The sequence below is a fragment of the Paenibacillus thermoaerophilus genome (genome assembly GCF_005938195.1).
GTDB classification, from domain to species: Bacteria; Bacillota; Bacilli; order Paenibacillales; family Reconciliibacillaceae; genus Paenibacillus_W; species Paenibacillus_W thermoaerophilus.
In genome coordinates this window covers 97532-109812 of the sequence record NZ_VCQZ01000004.1, presented here as the reverse complement: position 1 = coordinate 109812, position 12281 = coordinate 97532, and the positions used below count along the sequence as shown (strand labels likewise).

The 12281-nt window shown below is 59.7% G+C and carries 9 protein-coding genes; 5 read left to right on the top strand and 4 right to left on the bottom strand.

The window, feature by feature from the left end:
• Positions 1–2 precede the first annotated feature (2 nt).
• Complete coding sequence (locus FE781_RS04555; RefSeq protein ID WP_138788415.1) at positions 3–1085, top strand: HD-GYP domain-containing protein; 1083 nt, start codon at positions 3–5, stop codon at positions 1083–1085.
• 64 nt (positions 1086–1149) lie between these two features.
• Positions 1150–1950 (top strand): Cof-type HAD-IIB family hydrolase, encoded by an 801-nt coding sequence (locus FE781_RS04550; protein ID WP_138788504.1) that lies wholly within the window; start codon positions 1150–1152, stop codon positions 1948–1950.
• 138 nt (positions 1951–2088) lie between these two features.
• Here FE781_RS04550 and wsfD read toward each other — a convergent pair whose 3' ends face one another.
• The gene (wsfD, locus tag FE781_RS04545; protein WP_138788414.1) at positions 2089–3573 is read right to left on the bottom strand and encodes a glycan biosynthesis hexose transferase WsfD; all 1485 of its coding nucleotides are present in this window, start codon (positions 3571–3573) and stop codon (positions 2089–2091) included.
• An 82-nt stretch (positions 3574–3655) separates the two neighbouring features.
• Between wsfD and FE781_RS04540 the strand changes: the two genes are divergently transcribed.
• Positions 3656–4105: an LSm family protein gene (locus tag FE781_RS04540; RefSeq protein ID WP_342774275.1), complete on the top strand. Its 450-nt coding sequence runs from the start codon at positions 3656–3658 to the stop codon at positions 4103–4105.
• A gap of 185 nt (positions 4106–4290) precedes the next feature.
• Positions 4291–4635: a winged helix-turn-helix transcriptional regulator gene (locus FE781_RS04535; RefSeq protein ID WP_138788413.1), complete on the top strand. Its 345-nt coding sequence runs from the start codon at positions 4291–4293 to the stop codon at positions 4633–4635.
• A gap of 183 nt (positions 4636–4818) precedes the next feature.
• Here the strand turns inward: FE781_RS04535 and FE781_RS04530 are convergent, their stop codons facing one another.
• Positions 4819–6375, bottom strand: coding sequence for an ABC-F family ATP-binding cassette domain-containing protein (locus FE781_RS04530; protein WP_138788412.1), 1557 nt, complete (start codon positions 6373–6375; stop codon positions 4819–4821).
• Between the two features lie 362 nt (positions 6376–6737).
• On the opposite strand from FE781_RS04530, the gene FE781_RS04525 reads away from it, so the two are divergent.
• The gene (locus FE781_RS04525) at positions 6738–9179 is read left to right on the top strand and encodes a putative bifunctional diguanylate cyclase/phosphodiesterase (RefSeq protein WP_138788411.1); all 2442 of its coding nucleotides are present in this window, start codon (positions 6738–6740) and stop codon (positions 9177–9179) included.
• Between the two features lie 61 nt (positions 9180–9240).
• On the opposite strand, the gene FE781_RS04520 is transcribed toward FE781_RS04525, so the two are convergent.
• Both FE781_RS04520 and FE781_RS04515 read right to left on the bottom strand, forming a co-directional pair.
• Positions 9241–11247 carry a putative bifunctional diguanylate cyclase/phosphodiesterase gene (locus tag FE781_RS04520; RefSeq protein ID WP_138788410.1) on the bottom strand — a complete coding sequence of 669 codons (2007 nt, stop codon included), beginning with the start codon at positions 11245–11247 and terminating at the stop codon, positions 9241–9243.
• A gap of 22 nt (positions 11248–11269) precedes the next feature.
• Positions 11270–12274 (bottom strand): inorganic phosphate transporter, encoded by a 1005-nt coding sequence (locus tag FE781_RS04515; protein ID WP_138788409.1) that lies wholly within the window; start codon positions 12272–12274, stop codon positions 11270–11272.
• Between the last annotated feature and the right edge of the window lie 7 nt (positions 12275–12281).

Here is a 12281-nt window from a genome sequence, read left to right as displayed (position 1 = left end):
CCTTGAGAAAAGTGCACATATCATCCGTTACACCTGGTTCAAAGACGGCCCGCCCGATCTTCACCGAAACCGGCAGCATCCTGCTGGGCGCCGGGATCGAGCTCACGCCCCGGTATTTGGACCGGCTCCGTTTGATGGGCATCGATACTGTCTATGTGGAGGATGCGCGAACCGAAGGCATTGAGCCGATTGATCCGATCTCGGACGAAACCCGCCGTGAAGCGGTTCAAACGATTCACGGCACGATTCAGCAATTGTTGAAAGCCCAGGATGTCCGGTCGCGGTCGTCCGTGCCCATGATCGGCAGCGCGTTCCGGGAAGTGTTCACGAATATATTGGACGACTTGTCGTCGATGCCGAACGTTCTCGTCAATCTGACGAATATTCAGGTTATGGAAGGCTATTTGTTCCATCATTCCGTGAACGTTGCGGTGCTGGCCGGCATTATCGGGATGGCCAGAGGATACAACAAGCAGCAGTTGACCGACCTCGGAGTCGGCGCTTTGCTGTTCGACGTGGGAATGACGCTGCTCCCGAAGGAGCTGCATGCTCACCAAGGGCCGCTAAGCGAAGAAGACTGGAAAAAAGTATGGAAGCATACCGAGGACGGCTTCAATCTGCTCCGGAACCAGCACGACATCTCGCTGCTGTCCGCCCACTGCGCTCTCCAGCATCACGAGCGGTACGACGGGTCCGGTTATCCGCGCGGGCTGAAAGGCTCGGAAATCCACGAATACGCCCAGATTGTCGGCATTGCCGACGTATTCGACGCGATGACCTCCGCCCGGCCGTTCCGTCCCCGGCATACGCCCAGCGAAGCAACCGAGTTTCTGTTCGCTTCCGGCAATTCCAAATTCGATATCCAGTTGATCCGGCAGTTTCTCGGCCATGTGGCCATCTATCCGGTGGCCAGCACGGTGAAATTAAACACCGGACAGACAGGCGTCGTGGCCCGCAACGACCCGCGCGCGCCGCACCGTCCGGTCGTCCGCATACTGGAGGAGAAACCGGGAGTGCCCGTTCAGAATCCCTACGAGCTGGATTTGCAAAAAGAAACGACCATCGTTATTTTGTCTTCCGATTGACGGGCGACGGACGCCTGCATGATTTATTTAGAAAAAATAAAGAACAGGGATAAGGGTGAGAGAATTGGCTTACAAGCTTATTACAATTGACGTGGACGATACGCTGCTGACCGATGACCACCGGATCACCGAGGGGACGAAGGCCGCTCTGGCGGAAGCCGTCTCCCGCGGCGTTGTCGTGACCCTGGCGACGGGCCGCATGTTTTTGTCCGCCAAACAGATCGCGAAGCAGTTGGAGCTGAACGTGCCGATTATTACGTATCAAGGCTCGCTGGTGAAAACCTTGCTGGACGAGCAGGTGTTATATGAGAGATCCGTGCCTCAGCCGGTGGCGAAGCGTTTCTACGAGTATTGCCAGGAGCACGGGCTTCACCTTCACGTGTATAACGACGATACGCTGTATGTGCCGAACGACGGGCCGAAAAGCCGGGATTACGCCGCCTTGTCGAACATTCCGTATACGGTGGAGCCGGATTTCAGCAAGCTGATCGAGCTGCCTTTGACCAAAATGCTCATGATCGACGAGCCGGCGAAGCTTGACGCGCTTGTGCCGGAGCTTCAGGCCATGTTCGGCGGCGAGGCGCACGTGACGAAGTCGAAGCCGAACTTCCTGGAGATTCTTCATCCCGAGGCCACCAAAGGACACGCCGTCCGTTTTCTGGCGGACTATTACGGCTGCGACCTCTCCGAAGTGATCTCGATCGGGGACAGTTGGAACGATAAAGAAATGCTTGAAGTGGCGGGCTTGGGCGTCGCCATGGGCAACGCGATCGAGCCGCTGAAGGCCGTGGCCGATTACGTCACGCTGACGAACAACGAAGAAGGCGTTCGCCACGTCGTCGAGAAATTCGTCCTCAATCGCTGAGCGGGCAATCCCCACCCGGGTTGCCCCCGCCAACTCCTTCGATCGGAGCGGTCCATTTCGTCCGGTTCAACGCCGACTGCCGACGCGCCCCCTCGAAGGTAAGGCCCCGCTCGTCTTCCTCGCCGAGCGGGGCCGGCTTCATCTTCTCGGCCGAAGCAGCTTGCGAACCGTCCAGGCCAACACAATCGCCGCCATCAAGTCGAACGTGATGTTAAACTGAAACAGATGCTTCTCCAAATCCGCGAATCCGTCGGCGACGACGGGTACGGCGTAAGACATCGCGCCGATCGCGGCCAGCGTGCCCCCCGCATAGGCTCCCCATTCGCGGGTTCCGCTGCGCAAGCGCCGCGCCAGACGCCATTCCCATGCGCAAACGGCGAGAAACGCCGCGTAAAGCCCCGCGATAACGCTCCAATGATGGGGCAGCGCATTCGCCTTCCACTCGCTCCACCATGACCAGCTTCGGCTGACCGCTCCCGCGCCTTTGCCCGCTTCCGGCTCGTAATTGCCCAGATAGGACGGCTTGATCGTAAACGCATATTCTGAGGCTTTCGCCAACTGAGAGAGCAGCCGGCCGGGATGCGCCAGGTAGAACCGCACGATATCTCCGTGTCCGATCACGTTCTGGAACTTCTCCCGAATCTCCGGTCCGGTTTGCGGGATGGGCGCCGTCTCGAAATAATTCGTTCCCGCGTTCACCGCAAGCGACGGGTCCAGTCCGAGCTCCCGGAGGTCGGCCTCGGGGTCCGGGGAATGAAGCAGGATGCCGTAAAAGACCGACTGGTATTTGTTAATGTCCTTGAAGCTGGAAGGCGCAGCCGCGTAGATGCCGACGGAGAACAGCGCAATGATCAGCGCGCCGATTCGCGTCCGCTTCTTCCAGGCGGCGTCTCCCGCGCAAGCGACGAATCCGTACCCGAGCGCGAGCAGCGCCAGCAGCAAGCCGATGGGCGCGTTCTGCACCTTGGAGCCGATCAGCCCCAGCGCGCCGACGATAAATCCCGTCCACCAGCGCGGCCGCAGCCGATCGGGTCCGCTAATCAGACCAAGCGCGCAGACGAACAGGAACAACGTGGCGACGAAGGCCATCGGTTCTCCGAACAAGGAGTTGAAGTACGCCGTATACGCGAGATCGGAGCATCCGAACACGGCAAACGCCGCCAGCAGCCAGCGGAACACCGTTCCCTCGTCCCGGGCCCAGCGGAACAGCAGCGCGGCCGACGCCAACAAACTGAGCATGTACAAAGCGGCCAGCCAGCGGATATCGAAGCGGCCGTCCCAAGTCAGCAAGCTTTCCAGCCCGACCGCCAAAATGGTGTACACCCACGACGTCGACGGGTAATACCCTTGGCCGAAATATTCCCAACCTGCCGCATATTCGGCATGAAAATAACGAAAGAAGCGCTCTTCCTCCGGACCCGGCCCGTACCCCAAGCCCGACATGCCCATGATCCGCTGGAAATCCCCGTTGTCGGCGACGCCGATCGGCGGCCATACCAGAAGCAGAATAACCATCGCCGCCGCGGATACGGCGATGGCGACGACAGCGGGCAGCTCGCGCGGCCAGTTTTCTTCAAGGAAGAACCGCGATTTTCGCGGATGCGGTTCCCGACGGCTGTTCAATCCGATCATCCCTCCCGTTATTCACCATCCATTGGGCATTCGCATAGGATAGGGTAAATTTTATCCATGGAGGTGCTCGAACATGGCGAACCCGAATTACCCTTACTCGCAAGCCATGCAGCAAGCCAATGTCCCGACTGCGGCCCCCGCCGCGCAGCAGATGCAGGCGACAGGCGCGCCGAACGCGCAACTCGTCTACCAGGCGAATGCCGCGGCTTTGCAGGCGATGAAGCAGCATGTGCAGCAAGTTCAACAAATCTGCAAATCCTGTGTGAATAAAAAGGTACAGGTGCAGACGATCAAAGGACAGACGCTGCAAGGGGTCGTCCACAGCGTCGACGACGACCATCTCTACCTGCTCGTGGAAGGCGGCGGCCAGCCGAATTGGCAGCAATCCGCCCGCGAATTCGAATTCGAAGAGATGCGCCAGTTCTATCCCGGATACGGCTATTACGGCGGCTATTACAGCCCGTATTATTCCGCCATTTTGCCTTTGTCGCTGTTCACGCTGTTGGCAATCGCCCTGATCTAAGGGTTCCCGAACATATGCGCGGATGCCCCGCAGTCGAATCCTTTTCTCAGCGGCGACGGGGCCTCCGACAAACGCGAGTTCCCTTGCAATAGACGATCCGTTGCGACTCCAGGTTCCATGAACATACATACATTTTCACAAAATTGCAGGACTTGTGCTACAATGAGGGCAAAGGAGTGAAGACGATGAATAACCCTGACTCCTGCAAACCCACCTGTTGCCCCAAAATGGAACAAGCCCTGCAGCTGCTCAGCAAAAAGTGGGCCGGATTGATCATATATTCGCTGCTCTCCGGACCCAAACGGTACAAGGAGATTGCCGACTTCCTGCCGAACATCAGCGACCGCATGCTGTCCGAACGGTTCCGCGATCTGGAGGAAGCCGGCATCGTGGCGCGCCATGTGTACCCCGAGGTTCCCGTTCGCATCGAATACGAATTGACGGCCAAAGGCAAAGCGCTTGAGCCGATCCTGCGGGAGCTGCAGCAATGGGCCGACGAATGGGCGCAAGGAACACCCGAGTCTACATGAGAATATTCCTGGGGGAGCGTTGACGTGCCGAACGCGACGGAAGGCGGGCGGCTCTGGACGCCTTCCGCTTCGGCGCTTGCGGCGCAGCTCCATCCGACCGATAAGCGCGACACCCGCCATTCGAGCGAATGGCGGGTTTTACTTGGATTTGGCCCTCGGTCCTTTTTCGCTTTCGGTTCCGATTCAGAAGATGCGGGTCGTCCAATCCTCGCCGTTCCAAATATCCGTCACGACGTCCCGGTAAAATTCCGGTTCGTGGCTGATCAGCAGCACGCTGCCGTTGTACGCCCGCAGCGCCCGCTTCAGCTCTTCCTTCGCATCGACGTCGAGGTGGTTGGTCGGCTCGTCGAGCACCAGAACGTTGGACGGCCGGTTCATCAGCTTGCACAGGCGCACCTTCGCCTTTTCCCCGCCGCTCAGCACTTCGATTTTGCTCTCGATATGCTTGGTCGTAAGGCCGCAGCGGGCGAGTGCCGCGCGCACCTCGTGCTGCCCCATGGACGGGAACTCCGACCAAATCTCCTCGATGCAAGTCCGGCTGCTCTCCTGCTTCACTTCCTGCTCGAAATAGCCGATATGCAGATACTCGCCCTGCTCGACCCGGCCACCAAGCGACGGCTGCAGACCGATCAGGCTGCGAAGCAGCGTCGTTTTGCCGATGCCGTTGGCGCCGACAAGCGCGATCTTCTGCCCGCGCTCCATCCGCAGATGGAGCGGCCGCGACAATGGCCGGTCGTAGCCGATAACCAGGTCGTGCGCCGCGAAGATCAGCTTGCCGGACGTACGCGCCTCCTGAAAATGAAACTGCGGCTTCGGGCGCTCCTTGGCCAGCTCGATGATCTCCATCTTGTCGAGCTTCTTCTGACGCGACATCGCCATGTTGCGCGTGGAGACGCGAGCCTTGTTCCTCGCGACAAAATCCTTGAGGTCGGCGATCTCCTGCTGCTGCCTTTTATACGCGGCTTCCAGTTGTTCCTTCTGCGCCTCGTACACCCGGCGGAACTGATCGTAATCGCCGACATACCGGTTCAGTTGCCGATTTTCCATATGATAAATCAGGTTGACGACGCTGTTCAGGAACGGGATATCGTGGGAGATGAGGATAAAGGCGTTCTCGTACTCCTGCAAATACCGCCTCAGCCAGTTGACATGCTGCTCGTCCAGATAGTTCGTCGGCTCGTCCAGCAGCAAGATGTCCGGCTTCTCCAGCAGCAGCTTGGCAAGCAGCACCTTGGTCCGCTGTCCGCCGCTCAAGTCCTGCACGTCCTTGTCCAGCCCGATATCGGCCAATCCCAGTCCGCGCGCGATCTCTTCGACCTTGGCGTCGACCGTGTAGAAGTCGCTGGACGACAATATATCCTGCAGCTCGCCCGCCTCTTCCAGCAGCCGGTCCGTCGTCTCCGGGTCGGCTTCACCCATCTTCGCGTACAATTCGGTGATGCGAGTCTCCATGTCCAGCAAATATTGAAAAGCACCCTTCAGCACGTCGCGGATCGTCATGCCGCGCTGCAGCGCCGCGTGTTGGTCCAAGTAGCCGACGCGCACGCGCTTCGACCACTCGATCGAGCCTTGGTCCGGCTGCAGCTTGCCCGTGATGATGTTCATAAACGTCGACTTGCCTTCACCATTGGCGCCGATCAAGCCGATATGCTCGCCCTTCAACAGACGGAACGACACGTCTTCGAAGATCATGCGATCGCCGAAGCCGTGCGTCAAGTTTTTGACGGTCAGTATGCTCATGATTGAATTTGCACCTTTTCCTGAAAATGGGTAAACCTTCGGTTCCCAGCCTATTGTATCGCAATCCCCGGAGAAAATCGACGGAAGTCCGCCTATCCGGATGAAAGCGCGGAGCCGGGACCGCTCCGTTCGGCCGCCGTCGGGGCGACCGGGCGTTCGTCTTGCGATTCTCCGGCGTGCCGCCGCCTTCTTTATGCCCCGGAACCGGCTTTTTTTTCCGGAAATCTCCCGCTTTATCGTCGAATTATTGTCATTGACGGCACTCGGGACTTGCATCTCATGAAATAGAATGTAGAATGGAAGGTATTAGGAAATCTTGCCCATTCGATTCGTTCCGCCAATGAGTGGAGGGACCTATTTACATGCTCCTAACGATGTCCGTTTTTTGTATGATTCCGCTCGCGCTGGGATTCGCCATCGTCGTTCTGTTCAGCCGGTCCCGCCTCGCCAGACAGCTTTGCCTGTTCCTCGTGTTTTTGTCGATCTGGCAACTGGACGTCACCGTGCTTTACGCGGCCAACTATTTGTCGCAGACGACGATCGAATTTGTGTTCCGTCTGCTCCGCTTCGGTCCGATCTTCCTGGGTCCGCTGATGTACGCAAGCCTGATGAGCCTAAGCAAGGAATCGGCAGCCGTCCAATCCCAGCGGTCTTGGGCTCTCGGCCGATCAAACGGGCTGCTGCTCGCCTATTGCGTCTGGTGCCTGTTCGTGTACGCCGCCGGCTGGACCGATCTCGGCGTGGAGCGTCTCGAACTCGTGGAGGCGGCCGGAAGACCGCCCTATTACGCCCCGGTCTACGGTCCGATTCAATGGCTGTTCGCTCTTCATCTCGTTTTTCTCCTGCTTGTATTCATCCAGAGCCTGATTATTACCCGGCACCACCCGAACGCTCGGCAGCGCTCGTTCATTCGTTGGTTCGCGCTGTCGCTGGCGGCCGTCTACTCCACCGAACTCCTGAATTTGACCAACAGCGCGGAACTCGTCGTCAGCAGCGTGGCGATCATGTTATTCGCCATCATCGTCTTCGTCCAATTCAGCCGCATTCATACGCTGCGCATGCAGGAAATCAACGCCGAGCTCCGGGACAAGCGGCAGATGCTCCGAAATGTGATCGACATGAACCCGAACCATATTTACGCGATCAACCGCGACGGCGTCCTGACGCTGGCGAACCGGTCGTTCGCGGAGTTTAACGGCTACTCCCCCCGGCAAATCGTGGGGATGCCGGTTCGCGACGTCGTTCGCTCGGACGGGCTGACGTTCGATTGGCAGATGGACGAATGGAGCCGGGACGCGCTTCAGAGCGGGGACGCTTCGATTCAGTCCGAAGATATCGTGTACACCCCGCAAGGCGACAAACGCATCATGCAGACCGTCAAGCTGCCGGTCGAATTTTCGGGCGTACCGCAATGGCTGTGCATCTCCGTCGATATTACCGAGCGCAAGCAGTACGAACGCACCATTATGCAGATGGCCTACCACGATTCGCTGACGGAGCTGCCGAACCGGCTGATGTTCCGCCAGCGGCTGGAGGCGCTGCTGCGGCACGGAGACGGCCGGACGGCGGGTCTGCTGTTTCTCGATCTGGACCGGTTCAAGTGGGTCAACGATACCGCGGGCCATACGACGGGAGACATGCTGCTGCGGCAGGTCGCCGAGCGGCTTCGGGAAGCGTGTCCGTCCGACGCTCTGGTCTGCCGGTTAGGCGGCGACGAATTTATCGTTCTGGCGTCGCCTTGCGGCGCGCCGCGAGCCGAAGAGATCGCGGGGAAGATTCTGGAGGCGCTGGACAAGCCCTTCCGGCTGGCGGAGCAAGATTATCGCATCACGTCCAGCATCGGCATCGCCTTGCACCCGCAGGACGGCTCCGACGTCGACACCCTCGTCAAGCACGCGGACAGCGCGATGTACGAGGCGAAGGAACGGGGCAAAAACGGCTACATGTTCTTCAACGCCGAGCTGAGCCGCCGCCTGTCGCGCAAGCTTGATATCGAGACGTCACTGCGCCGCGCCGCCGAAGCCGGCGAACTGTCTTTGTTTTACCAGCCGCAGATTCGCCTCTCGGACGGCTGCTGCATCGGGATGGAAGCCTTGATGCGGTGGAGCCACCCCGTACTGGGACAGGTGCCTCCGTCCGAATTCATCGCCGTTGCCGAAGAAACGGGACTGATCCTGCCGATCGGACGCTGGGCGCTGGAGGAAGCATGCCGGCAGATGGGCGAATGGCGGAGTTCCGGTCTGGCCCCACGCCGCATCGCGGTTAATCTGTCGCTGAGGCAACTGCACGATCCTCATCTGACCGAATGGATCTCCAATCTGTTGGAGCGTTACGGCATCGATCCCGGAGCGCTCGAATTGGAGGTGACGGAGAGCACCGCCATGTCCGACGGCGATCTGGTCGTGCTGCGCATGCGCGAGCTGAAGCGGCTCGGCGTCAGCCTGTCGATCGACGACTTCGGCACCGGATACGCTTCTCTCAGCCACCTCAGCCAATTCCCGCTGGACCGGTTGAAAATAGACCGTTCGTTCGTGCGGGAGCTGGCCGTCGGCTTAAACCGCGAGCCGATCGTGGCGGCGATCGTCGCGATGGCCGGACATCTGCAGCTTGAGACGATCGCCGAAGGCGTCGAATCGGACGCACAAGCCGATTTTCTGCGCATGATCGGCTGCAAGGAGGCCCAAGGCCACAAATACAGCCAGCCTCTGCCGGCGGAGGCGGCTACGGAGTGGCTGACCGCCCGCATCGCCGCCGAGCAAGCCGCAGCGGGCGCGGACCCGATGGATGCGGGAGCGTCCGCGTAAAAAGCCGCCGGCGGCAAAAAAACGGCACGGCCTTCCTGTTCCCGAAGGCCGTGCCGTTGATTTATTGCAAGTTCGGCGGCGTACGGTCCGCGGCCGCCTGTCCGTTCATCCGCATCCCGATCGCGGCTTCGAATTGATCGGCGGGCAGCGGCGGGCTGTACCAATAGCCCTGCAGTTGATCGCAGCGCTCGGACCGCAGAAACTCCACCTGCTCCGGGCTCTCGACGCCCTCCGCGATGACCTCCATCCGCAGGTGATGGGCCATGGCGACGATCGTCGAGACGATGGCAGAGCCGCGCTGCTCCTGCCCGATGTCCTGCACGAACGACTGGTCGATCTTCAGCTTGTCGATCGGGAAGCGCTGCAAATAGCTGAGCGAACTGTAACCCGTGCCGAAGTCGTCCATGCTGAGCCGCACGCCGAGTTCCTTCAGCCGCATCAGCTTGTCAACCGTATATTCCGCAGTCATGGCCATCGTCTCGGTAATCTCCAGATCGAGGTAGCGCGGGTCGAGGCCGGTCTCCTTCAGAATACGGTCAACGTTCTCCACCAGATGCGGCTCTTCGAATTGCTGCATCGACAGGTTGACGGATACGACGATCGGCTCCAATCCGGCATCCTGCCAGGCCTTGTTCTGCCGGCAGGCTTCGCGAAGCACCCACTCGCCGATCGGTTTGATGAGACCGCTTTCCTCTGCAATGGGGATAAAAGCTCCCGGCGGAATGACTCCCTTCTCGGGGTGCAGCCAGCGCACCAACGCCTCCGCTCCGCTCACCCGCCCCGTCCGGATATCGATCATCGGCTGGTAGTACACCCGAAATTCTCCCCGCTGAAGCGCCAGCCTCAGCCCGTTCTCCACCTCCAGCTTATGTTGGAGATGCCGTTCCAGCCGGTCGTTGTAGGTGCGGATCTGGTGCTTGCCGGAATGCTTCACGGCCACCATCGCCGTCTCGGCTTTTTTGATCAGCGTCTCCGCGTCGGTGCCGTGGCCCGGCCCCATGGAGATGCCTACGCTGAAGGTCAGGTTCAGCGTCAGCCCTCTGACCGCATACGGCTTCTCCAGCCGGCTGATCAGCTCGTCCGTCTTGCCGAGCACAAACGCCTCGATCGAACCGCCTCCCGTGTACGGAAAAAACAACGCGAAGCTGTCGCTCCCCAGACGGCCCGAGAACGTCCCCGGCGCGTTCAAGACAAAGCGTTCGATCCGGTCCGCCACCTCGCGGATCAGCATATCGCCCGACGCTTGTCCCACCGAATCGTTCACGAACTTGAACCGGTCGATATTAAGCAGGACAACGGCCATATTCGGCCATCGCCCCGTCTTGATCCGGCCCATCTCCAAATATTCCGCCAGCCGTTCGGCGAACTGGCGGCGGTTCGGAAGGCCGGTCAATTCGTCGTGAAACGCCAGGAAATAAACCTTCTCCTCCATCGTCCGGCGCTCGGTCATATCCTCGACCAGGCAATACGCCCCCTGCACGCGGCCCCGGACGGTGATCGGAATGCTGTCGACGCGAAGAAACAGCTTCTTGCCGTCGGCGTTCGCGGCGAAAAATTCAAACTGCTGCGGCTCGCCCGTCAACGTGCGGCGAATAAAGGTAGCCAGCCGGGCCGGATCGCCTCCGATCGCATCGGCGAACGGTTTGCCGATGAACGCATCCGGTTCCTGTCCCGTCAGCCTCTTCACGGACAGATTGGCTCCGACCACCTGTCCGCATTCGTCCAATCGGAAGATGCCGTCGGTATGGTTGGTAAATAGGGACCGGTACGGTTCCGCCTGTTCGGACGCCTTGTTCCCGTCTTCGGCCTGACGGCCGAACGCCGTTAAGGCGATCAGCAAAGCCGGGGCGGACACGGCCGAAGCCGCCGCCAGAAGCGGGTAGGCGGATGCCGAAACAAGCACGCAAGCGCCGATCCCCAGCAGACCGGCGCTTATAGACAGGGCTATCGCCCAAAAACGGCGCCTCCGCTGCGGAAGCCGGCTCGTGATGAAGCCGGCGCATCCCGCGGCCAGAACCGCCGCCACGCATACTCCTATGATTACCGCGATCCGATCGTTGACCAGCACCTTTAGATCCGCTCCAGTAAATTCAGGAAATAAAGAGTAGATCCATCATACCGTAAACGAGAGCCGCAAGCAATGCCGTAATCGGAATCGTGATCACCCAAGCCGTCACGATGCGTCCGGCTACCCCCCATTTGACGCTGTTGAAGCGCTTGGCCGAACCTACGCCGAGAATCGAGGAGGTGATCGCATGCGTCGTGCTGACCGGCAAATGCGTGATGGTCGCCCCGAAAATAACCAAAGCGGACCCCAGATCTGCGGCGAAACCGTTGATCGGCTCGATTTTGAATATTTTGGTGCCCATCGTCTTGATGATTTTCCAGCCGCCTACGGACGTCCCGAGGGCCATCGCCAGCGCGGCGGACAGCTTGACCCAGAATGGAACCTCCAGGTCCGACTGGAACTCCCCGGCGACCAGCGCCATCGTGATGATCCCCATCGCCTTCTGCGCGTCGTTGGTTCCGTGGGAGAACGCCTGCATCGAAGCGGTCGCGATCTGGCCGAAGCGGAAATATTTATTGACGCTGTGGGGGCTCGCCTTGGCGAACATATACTTCAGGATCGTCATCAGGATAAATCCCATGGCAAACGCGATCAGCGGGGAGAAGATCAGGCCCTGAACGATCTTGATAAAACCGGAGGGGTTGATCCCGTCCATGCCTGCCGACATGACGACCGCTCCCGCCAGCGAACCGATCAGCGCGTGGGAGGAAGAGGACGGAATGCCGAACCACCACGTGACCAGGTTCCAGATGATCGCGGCGATCAGCGTGGCGATAACGACTTCGAGCCCGTGTTCAAGCTTCGCGGGATCGGCGACCGAACCCCCGATCGTCTTCGCGACCCCCGTAAACGTCATGGCGCCCACGAAGTTCATAACAGCCGCAAGCAAGATCGCCACCCGCGGGGTCATCGCCCGGGTCGAGATCGACGTGGCAATGGCGTTGGCCGTGTCGTGAAACCCGTTGATGAAGTCGAAAGCCAGCGCCAGAAATACGATCAGTCCAATAATAATCAGCATTTGATCCATACGGTTT

Bases quoted from the DNA above. Each gene is read 5' to 3' on its own strand.
- FE781_RS04540 (WP_342774275.1), top strand. From the start codon at position 3,656: ATGGCGAACCCGAATTACCCTTACTCGCAAGCCATGCAGCAAGCCAAT.
- FE781_RS04535 (WP_138788413.1), top strand. From the start codon at position 4,291: ATGAATAACCCTGACTCCTGCAAACCCACCTGTTGCCCCAAAATGGAA.
- FE781_RS04530 (WP_138788412.1), bottom strand. From the start codon at position 6,375: ATGAGCATACTGACCGTCAAAAACTTGACGCACGGCTTCGGCGATCGC.
- FE781_RS04525 (WP_138788411.1), top strand. From the start codon at position 6,738: ATGCTCCTAACGATGTCCGTTTTTTGTATGATTCCGCTCGCGCTGGGA.
- FE781_RS04515 (WP_138788409.1), bottom strand. From the start codon at position 12,274: ATGGATCAAATGCTGATTATTATTGGACTGATCGTATTTCTGGCGCTG.